The sequence below is a fragment of the Acinetobacter sp. 24-47-64 genome, from assembly GCF_057737055.1.
The window spans coordinates 636154-656260 of sequence record NZ_CM173215.1; the positions used below are offsets into that span (position 1 = coordinate 636154).

Sequence of the window (20107 nt, forward strand, 5' to 3'; positions counted from 1 at the left end):
TTTATGTATCAGATTAATGCCTTAAACCCGAAAGATGAAGGGCATCACACGCGTAAGCGTTTTGGTCAAAACTTCTTACATGACCAACGTGTCATTGCCAAAATTGTGCGTTCGGTGAACCCGCGTACTGGTGACAATATTGTTGAAATTGGTCCAGGTCTTGCTGCTTTAACATCGCCTTTAATTGGTGAATGTGATGCTTTGACTGTCATTGAATTAGACCGTGATTTAGCAGCTGGATTACCGGGTCGTGTACCGCATCCTGAACGTTTAACTATTGTGGAAACTGATGCTTTACGCTACGACTTCACTGAATTGTTTGATGGTCGTCCGTTGCGTGTTGTCGGTAACTTACCTTATAACATTTCTACGCCTTTGTTATTTCATCTCTTAGAGTTTGGTGACAAGGTCAAAGACATGCACTTCATGTTGCAAAAAGAAGTGGTCGATCGTATTACGGCATCACCAAATACCAAAGAATATGGTCGTTTATCAGTCATGATTCAGTACTACTGTAAACCGACATTCTTGTTTGAAGTGCCACCTGGTTCGTTCAACCCACCACCCAAAGTAACTTCTGCGGTATTTCGCTTAGAGCCGTATGATGTAAAACCAATAGTGGCGAAGAATGAAAAAGCCTTGGCACGTTTAGTCTCCCATGTATTTACACAACGCCGTAAGACACTTCGCAACAGTTTAAAAGGCATGTTGCAAGAGGAAGGATTTGAAAAAGCTGGTGTTGATCCAATGGCGCGTCCAGAAACATTAACACTTGCTCAATTTGTTGCACTTGCAGATCAAATGGTAGATGCATAAATGGCTGGTGAAAACATTCGATATAATTACGTGATTGGTGATGTTCAGGGCTGTTTTGAAGCTTTGAAAATGTTACTCAAGGAAATCAAATTTGATCCTGATCAGGATTTTTTATGGTTTGCGGGTGATTTAGTCGCACGTGGTGAAAACTCGATTGGCGCTTTACGTTTTATCAAGAAACTGGTCGATCGAGGCGTTGCTGCGACAGTCTTGGGTAATCATGATTTGACCTTGTTAGCGTGCGCAAGGGGCATTAAAGAGATTAAAGAGAAAGACAATACTCGTGATGTGATTGATGCGATTGACAGTGATGATTTAATCGACTGGTTACGCAAACAACCCTTATGTTTATGTCCAAATGAAAATATTGTCATTACACATGCGGGTATTCCACATATTTGGACAGTAGAGCAAGTGAAACAGTTTGCTCAAGAGGTTGAAACGGTTATTGCGCATGATGATTTTGATGTTCTGGATGCATTTTTGAAAGAAATGTATGGTAAAGAACCTACATTATGGTCAGATGATTTAACAGGACATGAGCGCTTACGATGTATCGTGAATTATCTAACCCGTATGCGTTTGACTGATCCAGAGGGTCGACTTGAATTTAGTTTTAAAGACGCTTTAGATGAGCCGATGCCAGCTGGCTATCAGCCATGGTTTGAATATGAGTCAAAAGCTGCTCAAACTCATCAAGTCATTTTTGGACATTGGGCTGCCTTACAGGGCAGAACAATATCTGCGCATATTCAGAATGTTGACGGTGGTTGTGTCTGGGGCAATCAATTAATGGCGTATCGTCTTGAAGATCAGCAAATGTTTGCTGTAGATAATCCTATGTTTGCATAGAATCTACTTTAGGTCGTTTTCGTCTAATAAAAAAGCCACTCATCAGTGGCTTTTTTATTTTCAATCGTGGGTAAATCAAGAGGTCGCTTTTAAAAAGTGAATAAAAGTAGGGAGCCAAACGGCTGTAAACGTTGCATTTACCGCCATACCAAATGCAGCATAACGACCAGCTACACTGCCTCGTTGCCAAGCTTGAGCTGTCCCAATCGCATGGGCTGCTAAACCGAGTGCTAAGCCTGAGGCACGCTCATCATTAATATGACGTAGTATGAGTGGTGAAAAAGCTGCGCCAATCACACCAGATAAAATAACGATTAAAATGGCTAAGCTAATTGGTGCATGGAGTAAGGTCGCAATATTAATTGCGATTGGTGTTGTCACTGCACGTGTAGCGAAAGCCATAATGGTCGAATCTGCCATATGCAGTAGATACGCTAAGCCCATAGGCAATGCGACAGCACTGACACTAGCAAACACTAATATTCCTAAAATGCCTTTTAGTGGTAAATCGTCATAACGCATCGCTGCAAGTGGGATCGCGAGAGCCACTGTGACGTATCCTAATAAATGATCAAAAATCGGATTGACATCTTTCATGTAGTGATCATAAGGAATACCAATAATCAGTAAGATGACGATCACAAAGAACATCCCGAATACAATTACAGGAATCTGTGGTACGACACGGTTACAGGGTTTTGAAATTAAATAGGCGAATAACGTAATAGCAAAGCCGATTAAAATTGCGAGCATATTTCTCTCCTATAACCAGCGTTTTGCCATTTTGGCGTAAACCCAAAGTGGAATAAGTGTACTTAACGTGAGTACGAGTAAAAAAAGAGGAATTTCTTTACCCATATGAACCAACATAACCAATGCCCCAGCACTAATTGGTAAAAATGCGAAAGCACTTTCTTTCATGATTTTATTATTTACATCGACAACTCTGGTTGGAAGAGTGCCAAATCTACGCCAAGCAAACAGTACAAGTAGTAAGGAAAGCAACCCGACAAGATTGCCCAGTTCGGGATGATTCAATTGAGTCATAAGCCAAACTGAACCTTCTCGGAAGCCAATAATAAGCACTATGGTGCCAATCCATGCTGGCCAATCTATCGTTTTCATCCACTGCATCATGATTATACTTTTAACATTATTTATCACGTTTTAACTGATTTATGATTTGATTTCAAACTCTTCTAAAGGTCTTTTAAATTGTTGCGCCTTATCACCAAGAATTTGATCAATTGGTAAATGTGCTTGTTTTATAAGTTGCTCTAATTTATGTGGCGCAATTTGAATATTTAAAATCAAATGACCTAGATCATCATAATGTTCAGACTGAATCACATTTAATTCATACAGTTGATTGCGTAATTTGCCATATTCAGGTCTGAGTGTGAGTTCAAATTGTTGTATTTGCCCCATTAAACATTCTTGAACGGCTTGTCGCAGTAAATCTAAACCTTGACCTGAGTGTGCTGAAACATAGACTCGATCGGGCAAATTGGGAGAAGCATAAATGATTTTAGGCTCTTCACCCGTTTGATCAATTTTATTGTATACGCGTAATATTGGCACCTGAGCCCCAATTTCTTTCAGGACTTTTTCAACAGCATCAATTTGCTCAAGCTTTTCTGGACTATTTGAATCGATAACATGCAAAAGCAAAGTCGCCTCAAGTGTTTCTTCAAGGGTTGCTTTGAATGACTCTACTAAGGAGTGTGCAAGATTGCGAACGAATCCCACTGTGTCAGCCAAGACCAATGTTCCAATGCCATCCCAATTTAATCTTCTTAAAGTTGGGTCAAGAGTTGCGAACAATTGATCTGCTGCATACACATCACTTTCAGCAAGAATATTAAATAGGGTGGATTTTCCTGCGTTGGTATAACCGACTAGAGACACTGTTGGAATAGACGCTTTTTGACGCGCTGCACGACCTTGGATTCGTGTCTGGCGGACTTTTTCAAGTTTGTCTTTAAGCTGGTTTATGCGGAGGCGGAGTAAACGACGGTCTGTTTCTAATTGTGTTTCACCTGGACCACGTAAACCAATACCCCCTTTTTGGCCATCTAAGCCCATGCGACCACCCACTAAACGTGAAGCGAGATGGTCTAACTGAGCCAATTCAACTTGTAGTTTACCTTCATGTGTTCGTGCGCGTTGTGCAAAAATATCTAAGATAAGGCGAGTACGATCGATGACACGACATTGAATAACACGCTCGAGATTACGCTCTTGAGATGGTGTGAGGGAATGATCGAAAATGACAATATCAGCTTCTACCGCTGCAACAAATTCGGCGATTTCTTCAGCTTTACCCGAACCAATAAAAAATTTAGGGTCAGGTTTAATACGTTGAGCTTGTATATGTTCAAGAATCTCTGCACCAGCAGATTTGGCCAATAAACGAAATTCTTCTTGATCAAGATCTTCTAATATTTGGACATTAACACTCACCAAGACCGCACGTTCATTTGCTTGATTTTGTCCAGTAACTTCCACTCAGCTAATACTCCACATCAAAACTCTAGTGTAGAGGAAATTGAACAATTGAGGGAAATAGATTTAAATTAACCTAAAGCAGTTTTGAACATAAGTATAAACGCCAGCATAAATAAAAAGACGCCACCGACAATTGATGCCAATGAGAAGAGTGCCGACCGGATGGGAATGACTTGATTTGATGGTGATTGAGTTGTAGTTTGCATAATTTTTAAATCTATAAATTCGATTTAAAAATTATATTTTATTGGGTATTTGAATTGAAATTGAATTTTCAAATATGTGTATACGGTTTTTATAATCAATGCATCTCTGGTGAGCTCAGTATAGAATGGAGCTATAGTGGATAACGCCTGTTATTATTTAGTGAAATAATTTATGACAAAATTAACGCCTAAAAAACTCAATTTATTTTCAAAAACAGCGCTATATAGCCAAAAAATCATCTCAGGTACTGCTGCTGTCACTGAAGGGTTTTATTTAATTTTTAGGCATCAAATGTATAAAAATCCGAATAATCCAAACAATACTCGCTATGTACAACATTTTTGCCGTCGCTTATGCAAAGTTTTTAATATCGATTTACAAGTACATGGCAACATTCCTCGTGAACCCGCATTATGGGTGAGCAATCATATCTCTTGGTTAGATATTCCTGTATTAGGTTCGAGTGCGCGTGTATTTTTCTTAGCAAAAGCAGAAATTGAAAATTGGCCGATTTTTGGGAAACTTGCCAAGGGTGGTGGAACACTGTTCATTAAACGAGGTTCAGGAGATTCGGTCCGTATTAAAGAGCAAATCACAGAATTTTTGAAGCAAAATATTCCTGTCTTATTTTTTCCAGAAGCAACCACGACTGATGGAAGTAAAGTCAAAAAAGTGCATGGAAGACTTTTAGCTGCAGCTATCGAGGCTCAAAAACCAGTGCAAGTTTGTTTAATCTGTTATGTCAATCAAGAGGGGGAGTTAGATCAGGTTGCTCCCTTTATTGGAAATATTGGATTTACAGCGCATCTCAAAGCAGTATTGGAAATGCCTCAAGTCGTTGCACATTTAACAGCTTTGCCCACGATTGATGTTACTGGACATACAGTTGAAAGCTTAACGAGAGAAGTGCAACTCAGAATGCAGGAAGGATTGGAAGTATTACATCAAAAAGTACTCAAAGCTTAATCAGTAAAAGCAGGGATCATGATGATCCCTGCTTTTACATGAATCCTTCGATTGGCAACCAGGAGATAACTTTCAAGCTTGCTTTTTGCCACCATTTCATTTTTGGTTCTTTGGTATAGATTTTAATACCTTCAGGTGTCGCTTGTTTCCAATTAATATTATTTTGTGAATCTAGAACTAATTTATAGGCATATTTTTTTAGGTTCTGATCCATGGTTTTATGCACAGCTTGCGCTAGGGGCTGGCTGTTTAAAATGACGCCTATTTCAGTATTTAAATTGGCTGAACGTGGATCAAAATTAAATGATCCGATAAATACTTGCTTATCATCCAAAGCCATCATTTTTGCATGTAGGCTTGAGCGACTCAGCCCTTTAAGGCTCACTTTGGACTGCTTAGAAATTTCAATATTATTTTTATTTTGGAATTCTTCTGGCAAAGCAGGGAGGAACTCATATAACTCTACGCCGTTTTGCAGTAAATCCTGACGATATTTCGCATAAAATGCATGTACAAGCGCAACATCATTGGCTTTAAAAGAGTTGGTCAGTACGCGAACTTTAACGCCATCTTGTGCGATCGCACTTAAGCGTTGCTCACCCTTGCGTTCAGGAACGAAGTAAGCGGAAATGATATCGACACTTTTTTCTGGTTTCTCTAAGCGTTCAACCAGTTGAAAGTTGAGATGTTCTTCTTTCTTCGCTTTCGATTTGATTTTTTCAGGAGAATCTTTGATGACTTCTGCTTTCACCCAATCCAGCTTAATTTCTTGATTGAGCCAACGATCAAAATCATGAGATTCACGAGTAATTTCAACATAACTACGTACAGCACCATCATCAAAGTGCTCTTGCAGTTGCTGTTTTAAACCTTCATAGCGCAATGTATATTGTTGATGATTGACAATATTTTTAACTGGATAGGCATATTCATGATTCCAGTACTCATCAAATGAGTGTGTAATATCACTTACTGCATGACCGACAAGCATGACATCAACATCTGAAAATTGATATCGGTCACTGACATTGTAGTATTGATTACTCATATTTCGGCCGCCAATCAGGGTAATTTGATTGTCAGCTGTAAACGTTTTGTTGTGCATCCGTCGATTGATACGTTTCAGATCCAAAATCATATCAACGGGTCTAAGGCGTCGGAATTTATAAGGATTGAATAACTTTACGTCAATGTTTTGATGTTGATCCAGCGCGAGATAAATACTTTCCATCGTCTTAGCGTTATTGTCATCCATTAACAATCTGACGTTTACACCACGATCAGCAGCTTGAATGATTTTATAAAGAGCCAATGCACCTACACGGTCGTTATCCCAAATGTAATATTGAAGGTCGAGTGTTTTTTCGGCTTTCTCAATTAATTGAAAACGTGCAGCTATCGCTTCGATTGGATCATATAAAACATGAAAACCTGTTAATTCAGGATTCTTAATTTTCAAAGGTTCGACAATTTGCGCCAATGAAGTGTCATGAGTGTCGATGTCATACGCATATTGAGGTGCAACAGCTTGTTGAGTGGGTAAAGTTGAGCATGCGGGTAAAGCAAGAATCAAACATGAACTCATGATGAAGCGCATTTTAAAAGATGTTTTCTTTTGGCGATTCAATTGTTGAGATTGATTCTTTTCCATGTGATTTGCTTGCATAATCTATTCTTTGAACTCAATGTGCTAAAGTATAAAGAGCACCATTTAAAAGATAAATGAACCACTCAGATTATTCGTCTGATTTAATGAAAGAGATTGAATATGTGGACAACAAATAACATCCTTGCTGCGTTCTATATTATTTTCTCGCTCTTCGCTATTTGGGGAGTCACGCAAGCATGGATGAGCCAATCTCGAACTGAAACCATACATCCATTTAAAGCCTTTGTTCATCTCTTGGCATTTTATCTTTCTTATTTACTTGTTCCGTTGTGGTTTTTTAGTATTTTTGCTACTTGGCAAGGTATATTTTCATTGCATGAAGGTGTGTTTATTTTCTTGTTGAGCAGTGTATTGATTTATGCACGTTTCATTGAGCCACATCGTGTAGTAGTGAATAACCTGAGTTACAAGTTAAGTTCGGCGCAACCCTTTAAACATCCGATTAAAGTGGCATTAATTGCAGACTTACATATTGGATTGTTTTCTGGGCATGAAAGACAACTGAAAATTATCGTGAATAAGATTAATCAAGCTCAACCAGATTTAGTGGTTGTGGCAGGTGATTGGACCTATGAACCAGAAAATAAGCTGGCAGAAGAGCTCCGAGTATTAAGAGAAATTCAAGCGCCTGTCTATTCTGTGAATGGTAATCATGATGAGCAATATCCAGGTCCACCGATTCAGGCATTATTAAAAGATGCGCTAGCTTCAAATCAGGTGATGGATATTGAAGGTAAGATTGTTGAGTTTGATGAGTTTAGATTGATTGGTGTGGGGGATTTGTGGGCAGGTAAGGCTGACATGCGGGATATGCCTGATTTACCACAAGATAAGCCGTGGTTAATTCTGTCACATAATCCGGATACGGTGGATATGGTGCCAAAATTGCCAACTCATCCGTTGATGTTGTCAGGGCATACTCATGGGGGACAAGTGGAGCTTCCGTGGTTGACAGATTACATCATGAAAAAAGTGTCTATCTTGGGTCATAAACGTGGTTTATATAAGCATGAACATGCCAATGTTTATGTGTCCGTAGGTACTGGCATGGTAGGTGTCCCATTCAGATTCAGAGTACCACCGATGATTGATATCATTGAGCTCAGCTAATAAAAAAACCGGCTTAAGCCGGTTTTTTTATTAGCTGAAAGCATCAAATTTGATTATTCACATCATCATGTTTCGTTTCGCGAATCATGAGGAAAGCAATCAGCGAAAGGATTGATGCAGCCGTCAAATAATAGCCTACTGCAGACAAACCATATTCAGTTGCCAATTTCGTTGCAATCAAAGGTGCGAAAGATGCACCAAAAATACCAGCAAGGTTAAATGTTAACGCCGAACCAGTATAACGCACCGATGTCGGGAAGATTTCTGAAAGTACTGTACCGATTGGACCATAGGTTAAGCCCATAATCGCAAGACCAATACATAAGAATAAGAACACAATCAGTGTGCTTCCTGACTCCAACATGTCCGCAAAGAAAATACCAAAAATAGCAGAAATTAAACACACCGCGATCGAAGTGGTTTTACGACCGAACTTTTCCGCAAAAATTGCAGAAAGGGGAATAAATGCTGCAAAACAAAGCGTTGCAACCAACTGAAGTTGTAGGAACTCTTCACGAGAGTAACCTAATTGTTTTGTACCCCATTGCAAAGCAAATACAGTGGTTAAGTAAAAAACTACGAAAGTACAAATGGCTGCAATCGTTCCGAGTACAAGCATTTTTGAATGCTTTTTAAAAACTTGTACAAAAGGAACATTCACTTCTTTTTGTTTATCAAGCACGTTTTGGAATGCTGGCGTTTCATGCAACTTTAAGCGAATCCACAAGCCTACAATCACCAATAAGGCACTTGAAATAAATGGAATACGCCATCCCCATGACATGAATGCTTCTTCACTCATGAATGCCCCAAGCGTAAGGAAAGAGCCTGTGGCAAGGATGAAGCCGATAGGTGCACCAAGTTGAGGGAACATACCGTACCAAGCACGTTTGCCTTCTGGCGCATTTTCAGTTGCGAGTAGAACTGCACCTGACCATTCGCCACCTAAACCTAAGCCCTGACCTAATCGGCACAAAGCTAAAAGTAAGGGTGCCACAATGCCAATTTGCGCATAGGTTGGAAGTAAACCAATCGCAACGGTAGAAAGTCCCATGGTTAGCAATGCTGCCACTAAGGTTGCTTTACGACCGATTCGATCTCCCAAATGACCGAATAGTGCGGCGCCGATAGGACGTGCGATGAATGCGATTGCAAAAGTTGCTAATGATTGAATCGTTGCTGTCATAGGATCTGTGCTTGTTGGAAAGAACAAGTAGGGGAAAATTATGACCGCAGCTGTTGCGTAAATATAAAAATCGAAGAACTCGATGGTTGTACCAACGAGGCTTGCAGTTAATACCCGAGTTTTAGAGTTTGCGGGCTGAGCTTGTTGTGATGCTGTATTAGACGCCATGAGAGACCTTACACTTACTAAAAATAAAAAACTTAGATTTAATAGCGTAATCTTTTTAAAAAAGGCGTAATTTCTTAAAAAAATACGAAATACCAGCTTGCTCTACGGTGTTAGGGTTGCTAGACGATGTAGTTAAAGTGGTTATAGCACGTAAAGATAAATAGACAGGAAATGTGATCCTGCACCTATCAATACAAAAATATGCCAGATAGCGTGAGTGTATCTTACCTTTTTTAAGGCATAAAACAATGCGCCTATGGTGTAAGCAAGACCACCAACAATAAGGGAGGTTAAACTTTGATCAGATAAATATGTGCGCATATCATCGATCACAAGTAATGCTAACCATCCCATTGCGAGATAGGCAAAAAGCGATATTTTTTGAAAATGGTGAATAAATACCAATTTAAATAAAGTGCCAATCGCCGCAATTACCCAAAGTGCAATTAATAAATAGTGAGCTTTTTGCGTTGGTAAAGCTATAGATAGAAAAGGCGTGTATGTTCCTGCGATGAGATAATAAATAGCAGTGTGGTCCAATTTTTTAAACCAACCCCGACGCTCAGGTGTTTCCGCAAAATGATAAAGACTAGACGCCGTAAAGAGTAGAACTAAACTAAGTCCATAGACCCAAAGCCCGATCCATTGTGCCATAGGATAAGCAGCACCTTTTATAATCAATAAAATGGCACCGATGACGGCCAAGACAGCACCAATGGCATGACTGATGAAATTAATTTTTTCTTCTAATGGATCATACGAAGCAGGAGATGCTTTCATTGTTCACTTACACATTTAATTATACATCTGTATCGTAATTGAATTTTGCTTTTCGCGTAAGACGCATTAAAATTTAATAGCATTTCTTTTTTTGGCACTGTTTATGACCGTTTCGGCATCCTCCACACCGCAAGAGCAACAATTTCTTGAAGCATTTCATCAAGCATTAGCTTCTCAGCGTTTTGATCGTATGATTCTGAGTCAGTATCAGGGCGAGATAGAAGCTTTAGAGAAGATGACTTTACGCATGATTCGATTACAAGATGAATGGATGCTGAATGTTCTGTATCGCTTTAAAACTCAAGATGTGACCAAAAATTTTCCAATTGATGCAGCTGATCCGTTGGTGAGTAAATTGGTCAGTGAATGCAAACAAGCCAATCTTTTTACATTGGACAGCGAGTTACAGCTCAAGAAAAATAAGAAAAAAGCGATCTTAACTCAAAGTAAAAAGGCTTCAGTCTCCAAGATCATTGAAAAATCACACGACCGTCAAAAACACCGTTTTGTTGAGCAAGAAAGTTATTTTCTTCAACCGTTGGGTATTACGGATCAAAAAGAACAAATTATTCCAAGCATGGCGCGTAAGTGGAAACAGATTAATAAATTTGTTGAGATTTGCTCAGGCGCATTAAACCAAATTCAAGTTGATCAGCAGCTCAACGTTGTCGATTTTGGCTCAGGTAAAGGTTATCTCACCTTTGCACTGTATGACTACTTACAAAAAAATGATTATAATCCTTATGTTACAGGTGTGGAACTGAACGAGAAAATGGTTCAATTCTGTCAAGATGTTGCCCGTAAATCAGATTTTAAGCATTTAGATTTTTTCCAAGGAGATGTACGAACTTACTCGCCTGAAAAACTCGATGTCATGATTGCGTTGCATGCCTGTGATGTAGCAACTGATTTTGCGATTCATACCGGTATTCGATTGAATGCGCAAATGATTATGTGCGCGCCGTGCTGCCACAAAGAGTTGAGACCTCAAATGCAAAGTCCCTCTGTATTAAAACCAATGTTGCAGTTTGGTATTCATGAGGGGCAACAAGCTGAAATGCTGACAGATACAATTCGAGCGCTATTGTTAAAAGCCTATGGTTACGAGACTAAAGTTTTTGAATTTGTGGCTTTGGAACATACCAGCAAAAATAAAATGATTTTAGCCACCAAGCGCAAAGATTTGAACGCACCAGATCAGCAAGTGTTAGATCAAATAATTGCATTAAAAAATATGTATGGTATTCAAAAGCACTCATTAGAGTTGCTTCTAAAAGGAGAGTGGGAGCAACAAAATATTGGTGAAAAGTGCTAACACACCTTTGGGAATTAACACATGAGTAATGTCTTCGATGTTCAAGTAGGTTCATGGTCGCAATTAAAGTGCTACGCGATGCAGATACGAGAGCAAGTATTTATTCTGGAACAACAAATTTCACCTGAAGACGAATGGGATATGGAAGATGAGACATCGATTCATTTCGTTGTTTTCCATGAAGGTGAGGCAATCGCCACGGCTCGACTACTTCAAAACCATAGTATTGGAAGGGTAGCAGTCATAAAGGCTTATCGAGGAAAAGGTGTTGGGTTTGAGCTCATGAAATTTATAATTGAGTTTGCTCAAAGGGAAAAGCGACCAACCTTGAATCTTTCTGCTCAAGTTCATGCATTACCATTTTATCAACGTTTAGGGTTTGAGCCCCAAGGTAAGGAATACTTAGATTGTGGTATTCCTCATGTTTATATGACGATGCAGCTTGAATAAAAAATGGAGCCAATGCTCCGTTTTTTCATCACAAATATCAATGACTATGTGAACCTGATTCACCATCATGTGTATGACTGTGTTCGCCCATTGCTGCGTGTTCATCTTCAGTCATATTGTGTTCAGTTGCACTAGCTTGAGCAGCTTTGTTGGCTTCTATTTTTGCTGCTGCCTCTTCAGACATCACAGGTGATGCTTTGAATGCATGATGTTCACTGGTTTCTGTTCGTTGTTTACTTGGCATATAGTCAGGTTCATTTTCAATGGCTATATAGAAAATCACCATAAATATAATACTTAAAATGATCGCGATAATTAGCGCTTTCCAACCCCAAGGAGATTTTTCTGGTGAAGAATGATCAGTCATAATGCTATACCAAGTTGGGTAAAATGAATCTGAGAATATGTTACTTTATAACACATATTTATCGACAAGACCGAAAAAAACCTCTCCGAAAAGAGGTTTTTAATTTATATCAATCAGATTGATTGACCAGACTGAACTTTGTCCTTGAGGAGTTGAGGTGCTTTAAAACGCTCACCATACTTCGCTTCAAGCTGATTCGCGCGCTCAAGCGCTTGTGCGAGTCCATATTGATTGAGGAACTGTAAAGCGCCGCCAGTCCAAGGGGCGAATCCTATGCCAAAAATAGAACCGATATTTCCATCAATGACAGACTCTAAAACTCCCTCCTCCAAACAGCGCAGCGTATCCAAGGATTGAACAAATAGGAAGCGATCAATCATTTCTTGTTCAGAAATATCTGTTTCTTTCGTCCAATGGTTTAAACCATCCCAAAGGTATTTTTTACCACTTTCAGGATATTCATAAAAACCAGCACCAGCAGCTTTCCCTTTACGCCCAAATTCATGGATCATTTGCTTTAAAACATCTTCAGCAGGGGAGTGAGGTAAATCTTTGCCTTCAGCCTGAAGCGCTTTACGCGTTTCGTTGGTCACATGCTCAGACAAGGTTAATGCGACTTCATCTTGGATTGCTAATGGACCGACTGGCATACCTGCTTTTAAAGCAGCCATTTCAATTTTGGCTGGATGTACTCCCTCAGCCAGTAAACGCAAACCTTCGTTGACAAAAGTACCAAATACGCGGCTGGTGAAGAAACCACGACTATCATTCACAACGATAGGTGTTTTTCCAATTTGTTGAACATAATCATAGGCTTTAGCTAGTGTCTCAGCTGAAGTCTCTTTACCTTTAATAATTTCAACCAACTGCATTTTATCAACAGGGCTAAAGAAATGCAGTCCAATAAAGTTTTTCGCATCTTTGCTTGCTGTTGCAAGACCTGTGATCGGTAAGGTGGATGTATTAGAAGCCATCACACCGCCGTCAACCAAATATTGCTCAGCTTCTTGAGTTACTTTGGCTTTGAGTTCTTGATTTTCGAATACAGCTTCAATCATTAAATCACAGCCTTGTAGATCGGATGCATTTGCTGTAGGGGTAATGAGAGATAAAATTTGTTCGCGCTTTTCAGCAGTCATTCGACCTTGTGAAACACGTTTATCTAACAGTTTTTGACTATATGCCTTACCTTTTTCTGCATTTTCAATCGATACATCTTTAAGGACGACTTGAATCCCCTTAATCGCTGTCGAGTAGGCAATGCCAGCGCCCATCATTCCAGCGCCTAAAACACCTACTTTCGTCGCTTGCCATTTTGCAGGCTCTTTAGGGCGGCTTTCACCTGATTTGATTGCATTCAGTCCATGCCAGAAAGTACCAATCATGTTTTTCGCAACTTGACCAGTTGCCAAATACGTAAAATAGCGAGATTCAATGGTTAATGCAGTATCAACATCTACCTGAGCACCTTCAACGGCAGCAGCCATAATGGCTTCAGGGGCTGGATAGCAACCTTTTGTTTTATCACGCAGCATCGCTGGTGCAATCGCAAGGACTTGAGCCACTTGAGGTGATGATGGCGTACCACCTGGAATTTTGTATCCTTTAACATCGAATGGTTGTTGAGATTTTGGATTTGCTTTAACCCAAGCAATCGCTTTATCCATGAGCTCTTGTTCAGAATCAGCCGTATCTTGAATTAAGCCTAGAGATTTTGCTTTTTCTACACCAAATTGTTTACCTTCCATCAAGAAAGGAAAAGCATTCTGCAAGCCGAGCAGTCGCACCATACGCACGATACCACCGCCACCTGGTAACAATCCTAAGGTAACTTCAGGTAGACCAAATTTCGCTTTAGGATCATTTAATGCAATACGAGCATGACAGCCTAGTGCGATTTCCCAACCACCACCGAGAGCTGTTCCATTTAATGCAGCAACAACTGGTACACCCAAGGTTTCAATATAGCGGAATTCCGCTTTCATTTTTTGGATCATGCCAAAGAATTCAGTGGCGTGTTCTGGTTGAGCTTGAATCAACTCATCCAAATCACCGCCTGCAAAAAAGGTTTTCTTTGCAGATTTAAAAATGATACCTGTAATGCCAGATTCGGCTTTCAGTTTTGCTACAGTCTCTTCCAAAGCAACTCGGAAATCTGCATTCATGGTATTGGCAGACTGATTAGGTGAGTCTAAGGTGAGAATAACAATGCCATCAGCATTTTTTTCAAATTGAATTGCACTCATTATTCTTCTCCTTATACCAATTCAATGATCGTTGCGATACCCATACCACCACCTACACACAGTGTAGCCAAGCCACGTTTTTTACCTTGACGCTCAAGTTCATCGAGCAACGTACCTAAAATCATGGCACCTGTCGCACCGAGTGGATGACCCATTGCAATTGCACCACCATTTACATTGACTTTTGCAGGATCGACATTGAGTTCATTAATAAAGCGCATTACTACAGCCGCAAACGCCTCGTTCACTTCAAATAAATCGATATCATCAATGGTTAAGCCAGCTTTTTCCAAAGCTTTGCGTGCCGCAGGTGCTGGACCAGTTAACATGATTGTTGGATCAGTTCCGACAAGCGCAGTTGCTAATACTTTGGCACGTGGTTTTAAGCCTTGTTCTTGAACCGCTTTTTCAGATGCAAGTAGAACAACAGCAGCGCCGTCTACAATGCCTGAAGAGTTTCCTGCATGGTGAACGTGATTAATCTTCTGAGCTTCTGGATATTTTTGTAATGCGACTGCATCAAATCCCATACCACCCATCATTTCAAAGCTTGGATTTAATTTGGCTAAGCCTTCAACGGTAGTCGTTGGTTTGATGAACTCGTCTTTATCTAAAACGACAACGCCAGCTTTATCTTTTACTGGTACAACTGATTTATTGAAGTAACCATTCGCTTGAGCCGCTGCTGCTTTCTTTTGTGAATCTGCAGCAAAAGCATCTACATCAGCACGAGAGTATCCATCTAAAGTTGCGATTAAATCAGCACCAATCCCTTGTGGAACAAAGGTAGATTTCAGGTTTGTTTCTGGATCGAGTGCCCATGGCCCACCATCGGAGCCCATTGGAATACGCGACATTGACTCTACACCACCTGCAACGACAACATCTTCCCAGCCTGAACGAACTTTCTGTGCAGCAAGATTGACAGCTTCTAGTCCTGAAGCACAAAAACGGTTGATTTGAACGCCTGCTACATCATCATTCCAGCCTGCAGCAATTGCAGCAGTTTTAGCGATATCACCGCCTTGATCACCAATTGGAGTTACACAACCCAGCACGATGTCATCGACTTTAGAAGTATCGAGTTGATGGCGAGTTTGAAGTTCATTTAACAGTGTTGTGAGTAATGTGATTGGTTTTACTTCATGTAAAGAACCATCTTTTTTTCCTTTTCCGCGTGGTGTGCGAATGGCATCAATGATGTAAGCCTCGCTCATAATAGTTCCTTTTTTATAGGTTGAAATTGTTATGGTGTTTTGAGTGTAGATGATCTATGTGATTGTGCAATGACGAGAACGGATGAGTCGTTTGATATTTTTGGTCACTGAAAAATTAAATGTTTTAGATTGTGAAATGAAAGTTTTTGACGAATTAAAAAACAAATTTGTATTGTGAATGCTTTGATTATAATTTTGCTATATCAAATCTTTGGCGTTTGATATGGCAAGCTTTACACCATAAGAACCTTCATCATCTTCATCAACATACCAACCACCGTTAATTACAGCGGGCACTTTTTTATTGATAATCTGCCCTTTCAGCTTTTCTGCTTCTAATTTACTTAAATAGCCAACTGTTAATCCGTTGATTTCAACTTTGATTGCATTTGGATCGTATTGGTTAAATGGTTCTGACAGAACATGAGCAGTACATTCATGAAATTTAGATACAGCTTTTTTTGACCAGCTATTTTAAGTAAATTTTTTGATATGCATTTTCTCCGACAATATTATAAGTGTACTGTATATCAGCTTGAGGTCGAGAGCTGTGCGATTTTACACTGTAAAAATAAATTGCTATTCCAATCAAAATTGATTTCAGGATTGTAGTAAGTGTCATCTTATTATTCCTTTAAATATTCCGAATAGTTTAATTTCAACTTGAATATTTTTGTAAAATAAATAAGCACTTAAATCCATATGTAAAAAAAGCCTGAACAATGTCAGACTTTTTTTATGTTTGAATAAATTAATGATAACCATGTAATTGACGATACAGTCCTGGTGTTACCCCTGTCCACTTCTTAAATGCTCGGTGGAAGGTACTGGTTTCACTAAAGCCGACTTGTTGTGCCACATCTTCTAAAGTTAAAGATGGGTTTAAAAGTAAGTGAATTGCGGCATCTCGACGCAAAGCATCTTTCACACCTTGATAGCTCTTACCTTCAGCAGCTAAGCGACGGCGAAGCGTCTGTGGTGATAAATAGAGCATGGCTGCAACATCATTTAATGTTGGCATTTCTTCACCAATTTGGCTCTTCAATACTTCGCGAATACGTGATGTGAGTGAATTGGTATTCTTGAATTTCACCAACAGTTTCGCTGGAGCACCTTTTAGAAACTCTTCCAAGGTGTTTTCATCTTGGCGAATTGGAAGATCTAAGTAGTCTGCAGCAAATGTGATTTCAGTACGAGCTGAATCAAATTGGATTACTGGCGCAAAAAATAACGCATCATATTCATCTGCATGTTGTGGGCGTGGATATGAAAAATGTACACGCTCTAACGGGATACGACGCTCAATGAGCCACGATGCCAAACCATGCCAGATCATGAGCATACTTTCAGTAATGAAATGGTCAGGATCCATTGTTTTTGGAATGAGTGGAACTAAGCGTGCTTCATGCTTATCGCGCTCTAAAGTCACAGACCACTCATCACCAAATAACTTGTAGAACTGTGATGATAACTCAAGCGCATCACCTAAAGTTTTGGCATGTATGATCAATTGACACATGATCGCAAAGGTCCCTAAGCGACGTGGCTGGATATCAAAACCAACGTGTTCATCTTGGGTGACCATCCACAGCATTTTAACAAAGCGTGTGTACTGCTCAGGAGAAATACGTGCTTTAGGTTGGCGGAGTAGTTCAGCTTCAATGCCGACATGTGAAAGTAAAGTGTCAACATCCATCCCTAGACGTTTTACCCCAGTCAGGGCTGCATTCACAAAATGGATACTTATCGTATCGCGACTCATGTTAAATCCTTCAGTCTCTTTGATGTTCACTGCTACTTGACCTAAATGACACAAAAAATAATTTAATTGGCAATTATCACTAGAGTAATTGCTCTTTTACATCATAAATTGCCGAAATGATCAAGGTAAATGGCTGAACATGACATTGTTAATCTTGTTTTATATTTCTATTATGGGTGAAAAATCAACATATTCTTGGTGAAAATAACAATGACAGCTGCATTAAAGGGATTGAAAGTTTTAGATTTTTCCACATTATTACCCGGACCCTTTGCGACCTTGTATTTAGCAGATCTAGGGGCAGAGGTGGTCCATATAGAGTCACCAAATCGACCAGACCTTGTCAGAATGTTGCCACCTTATGCAAATGGTCAAGCCACGGCGCACAGTTATTTGAATCGTAACAAGCAGTCGATTGCTCTAGATTTAAAAGATAGTCAGAGTATTGAACTCATTAAATCAAAAATTTCAGAATACGATATCGTCATTGAGCAGTTCCGTCCTGAAGTGATGCGACGTTTAGGACTCGACTATCAAACTTTATCTGAAATAAACCCACGTCTGATTTATTGTTCAATAACAGGATATGGGCAAACAGGTCCTTATAAAGATAAAGCGGGACATGACATTAATTATGTATCGCTCTCAGGGATTGCTGGGCATTCAGGTCGGCAGGAAAGTGGACCACCACCTATGGGGATTCAAATTGCTGATGTCGCAGGCGGTTCTTTACACGCAGTGATCGGCATTTTAACAGCCGTGATTGAAAGGCAACGGAGTGGTTTAGGTCAATATATTGATATCTCTATGACGGATTGTGCGGTGACCTTAAACAATATGGCTGCGGCAGCTGTACTTGCAGGTGGACAGAATCAACACCCTGAAAATGAACATCTGAATGGGGGAACATTTTATGACTATTATCAAACGCAAGACGGGCGCTATATCTCAATTGGGAGTCTAGAGCCCCAATTTATGACAGGTCTGGCAACTACATTAGAACTGCCTATATTATTGGAAAAAGGAACCTCATTTGATGTTGAAGATCGAAAAGCAGTCAAGGCTGCGATCGCTGATAAAATCAGGGAAAAAAGTTTTGATGTATGGCGTAAAACATTTTCTGAATTAGACGTATGTGTAGAACCTGTGTTAAATCTAGACGAAGCTCTGACGTCAGATTTGGCTCAACAACGTGCTTGGACAGTAGATGTACCTCTAAGGAAAGATGCAAATGAGGTAGAAAAACAGTTGGCTTGCCCAATTAAATTTTCAAGATCCAAGGCACAGTATCATTATATCGGCCAAACACTGGGTGAAGGGAACTGGTAGTCAAAGTATTGAATATATGAGAAAAAAGAGGCGATCTGTATCGGTTTTTTAGTCTATGCTGTCACACAGTAAATGAAATACTTTAGACTAAAGTCTATAATTATCATGGAATGAAATTAGGCTGAGTCCCAATGGATTTAATTCAAGTAAATGGTCAACCGCGCTATGGGCGTTTTACAGAATTGCCAAGCGCAATTTCTGTTTCAAAATATATTTATAAAACGCCATATGGCAAAGTGCTCAAAGGGTGGAGAAAAAAACTTAAATATAAGAAATTTAAGTTTTGTAGTATCCAACATGAGCAATACAGCATTGGGATGGCTATCGTCGATATCGCTTGGGCGGGACATGGTTTCATCTATATCTATGACCATAACACCGGACAAGTCGTCGAGTGGAATGCGATTAATGTATTGGCACACAGTACGGTTCTAGATGAACAGCCACTATTTAATCATAGCCATTTTCAACATGGAAAAATCCAACTCGATATCCAACATGCTAATGGTGTTCGTTATATCAAAGTGATCAAACATGGTGAAGAAAAACTGTCTGCACGAATCTTTTGTGCTGGAACAGATCCTTTGTCGATGTGCAGTCCTACTGGTATTAATGGTTGGACCTATACTCAGAAACTAACTACATTGGCCGTTGAAGGGTATTTCATTAATAAACAAAAAGAAAAAATTGAATTTAACTCACGAACTTTTGCTTCGCTTGATGATACTTGCGGTTTTCTAAGACCTGAAACGGCTTGGTTTTGGCTATCTTCTAATTTTTGGGATGCGCAAGGAAACCGTGTGGGTTTGAATCTTGCCTCTGGCGTGAATGAAAGCTTTGGCAATGAAAACTGTTTGTGGATTAATGGGCGCCTTTATGCGTTGACGGATGTTCTTTTTGAAATGCAAAATGATCAGATGTGGACCATACGATCTATGGATGACAAATTACAATTGACCATTGAAACAGGCTGGCGCCGTTATGAAAATCTTAATCTTAGAATGGTAGGCAGCCAGTTCAGTCAGTGGCAATCTAAAATTACGGGTTTTATTATTTCAGATGATGGTCAGCATATTGAGCTTAATCAAGAGTATGGACTATTAGAGCAACATTACGCTAAATGGTAATGGCGTCATAACAACAAAAAAGTCCGATTGAT

At 39.6% G+C, this 20107-nt stretch carries 18 protein-coding genes; 8 read left to right on the forward strand and 10 right to left on the reverse strand.

Features of this window, described 5'->3' with window-relative positions:
• The first annotated feature begins 3 nt into the window (after positions 1-3).
• Complete coding sequence (gene rsmA / locus AC1M85_RS03085; RefSeq protein ID WP_035270009.1) at positions 4-816, forward strand: 16S rRNA (adenine(1518)-N(6)/adenine(1519)-N(6))-dimethyltransferase RsmA; 813 nt, start codon at positions 4-6, stop codon at positions 814-816.
• Positions 817-1668, forward strand: a complete 852-nt coding sequence (locus AC1M85_RS03090) for a symmetrical bis(5'-nucleosyl)-tetraphosphatase (RefSeq protein ID WP_180028601.1) — start codon at positions 817-819, stop codon at positions 1666-1668.
• A 75-nt stretch (positions 1669-1743) separates the two neighbouring features.
• Here the strand turns inward: AC1M85_RS03090 and AC1M85_RS03095 are convergent, their stop codons facing one another.
• The 3 genes from AC1M85_RS03095 to hflX are packed head-to-tail and all read right to left on the reverse strand — an operon-like array spanning position 1744 to position 4176.
• Positions 1744-2421 (reverse strand): LrgB family protein, encoded by a 678-nt coding sequence (locus tag AC1M85_RS03095; protein WP_035270007.1) that lies wholly within the window; start codon positions 2419-2421, stop codon positions 1744-1746.
• 9 nt (positions 2422-2430) lie between these two features.
• Positions 2431-2802 (reverse strand): hypothetical protein, encoded by a 372-nt coding sequence (locus tag AC1M85_RS03100; protein WP_092768555.1) that lies wholly within the window; start codon positions 2800-2802, stop codon positions 2431-2433.
• Positions 2803-2844: 42 nt separating this feature from the next.
• Entirely contained in the window at positions 2845-4176 is a 1332-nt protein-coding gene (hflX, locus tag AC1M85_RS03105; RefSeq protein ID WP_488213533.1) for a ribosome rescue GTPase HflX, read from the reverse strand.
• A 378-nt stretch (positions 4177-4554) separates the two neighbouring features.
• Between hflX and AC1M85_RS03110 the strand changes: the two genes are divergently transcribed.
• The gene (locus tag AC1M85_RS03110; protein WP_488213534.1) at positions 4555-5349 is read left to right on the forward strand and encodes a lysophospholipid acyltransferase family protein; all 795 of its coding nucleotides are present in this window, start codon (positions 4555-4557) and stop codon (positions 5347-5349) included.
• Between the two features lie 34 nt (positions 5350-5383).
• On the opposite strand, the gene AC1M85_RS03115 is transcribed toward AC1M85_RS03110, so the two are convergent.
• The gene (locus tag AC1M85_RS03115; RefSeq protein ID WP_488213844.1) at positions 5384-6946 is read right to left on the reverse strand and encodes a phospholipase D family protein; all 1563 of its coding nucleotides are present in this window, start codon (positions 6944-6946) and stop codon (positions 5384-5386) included.
• 171 nt (positions 6947-7117) lie between these two features.
• On the opposite strand from AC1M85_RS03115, the gene AC1M85_RS03120 reads away from it, so the two are divergent.
• Positions 7118-8128: a metallophosphoesterase gene (locus AC1M85_RS03120; RefSeq protein ID WP_035270000.1), complete on the forward strand. Its 1011-nt coding sequence runs from the start codon at positions 7118-7120 to the stop codon at positions 8126-8128.
• A gap of 43 nt (positions 8129-8171) precedes the next feature.
• Here AC1M85_RS03120 and AC1M85_RS03125 read toward each other — a convergent pair whose 3' ends face one another.
• A complete protein-coding gene (locus tag AC1M85_RS03125) occupies positions 8172-9482 on the reverse strand; it encodes an MFS transporter (RefSeq protein ID WP_092768506.1) in 1311 nt (436 codons plus the stop codon).
• A 141-nt stretch (positions 9483-9623) separates the two neighbouring features.
• The gene (gene trhA, locus AC1M85_RS03130) at positions 9624-10262 is read right to left on the reverse strand and encodes a PAQR family membrane homeostasis protein TrhA (RefSeq protein ID WP_488213535.1); all 639 of its coding nucleotides are present in this window, start codon (positions 10260-10262) and stop codon (positions 9624-9626) included.
• A gap of 103 nt (positions 10263-10365) precedes the next feature.
• Here trhA and AC1M85_RS03135 point away from each other — a divergent pair, with 103 nt between their 5' ends.
• Both AC1M85_RS03135 and AC1M85_RS03140 read left to right on the forward strand, forming a co-directional pair.
• Positions 10366-11577, forward strand: a complete 1212-nt coding sequence (locus tag AC1M85_RS03135; RefSeq protein ID WP_488213536.1) for a class I SAM-dependent methyltransferase — start codon at positions 10366-10368, stop codon at positions 11575-11577.
• A gap of 21 nt (positions 11578-11598) precedes the next feature.
• Positions 11599-12027 (forward strand): GNAT family N-acetyltransferase, encoded by a 429-nt coding sequence (locus tag AC1M85_RS03140; RefSeq protein ID WP_092768513.1) that lies wholly within the window; start codon positions 11599-11601, stop codon positions 12025-12027.
• 37 nt (positions 12028-12064) lie between these two features.
• Here the strand turns inward: AC1M85_RS03140 and AC1M85_RS03145 are convergent, their stop codons facing one another.
• From AC1M85_RS03145 to AC1M85_RS03160, 4 genes are all read right to left on the reverse strand, one after another.
• Positions 12065-12394, reverse strand: coding sequence for a hypothetical protein (locus tag AC1M85_RS03145; protein WP_481592331.1), 330 nt, complete (start codon positions 12392-12394; stop codon positions 12065-12067).
• Between the two features lie 113 nt (positions 12395-12507).
• On the reverse strand, positions 12508-14640 hold the full coding sequence (locus AC1M85_RS03150) for a 3-hydroxyacyl-CoA dehydrogenase NAD-binding domain-containing protein (RefSeq protein WP_488213537.1): 2133 nt from the start codon (positions 14638-14640) through the stop codon (positions 12508-12510).
• An 11-nt stretch (positions 14641-14651) separates the two neighbouring features.
• Positions 14652-15857 carry an acetyl-CoA C-acetyltransferase gene (locus tag AC1M85_RS03155; protein ID WP_035267939.1) on the reverse strand — a complete coding sequence of 402 codons (1206 nt, stop codon included), beginning with the start codon at positions 15855-15857 and terminating at the stop codon, positions 14652-14654.
• A gap of 751 nt (positions 15858-16608) precedes the next feature.
• On the reverse strand, positions 16609-17619 hold the full coding sequence (locus tag AC1M85_RS03160) for an AraC family transcriptional regulator (RefSeq protein ID WP_092768523.1): 1011 nt from the start codon (positions 17617-17619) through the stop codon (positions 16609-16611).
• A 210-nt stretch (positions 17620-17829) separates the two neighbouring features.
• Here AC1M85_RS03160 and AC1M85_RS03165 point away from each other — a divergent pair, with 210 nt between their 5' ends.
• Positions 17830-18948: a CaiB/BaiF CoA transferase family protein gene (locus AC1M85_RS03165; RefSeq protein WP_180028605.1), complete on the forward strand. Its 1119-nt coding sequence runs from the start codon at positions 17830-17832 to the stop codon at positions 18946-18948.
• Between the two features lie 131 nt (positions 18949-19079).
• Positions 19080-20075: a DUF2804 domain-containing protein gene (locus tag AC1M85_RS03170; RefSeq protein ID WP_092768527.1), complete on the forward strand. Its 996-nt coding sequence runs from the start codon at positions 19080-19082 to the stop codon at positions 20073-20075.
• The last annotated feature ends 32 nt before the right edge of the window (positions 20076-20107 follow it).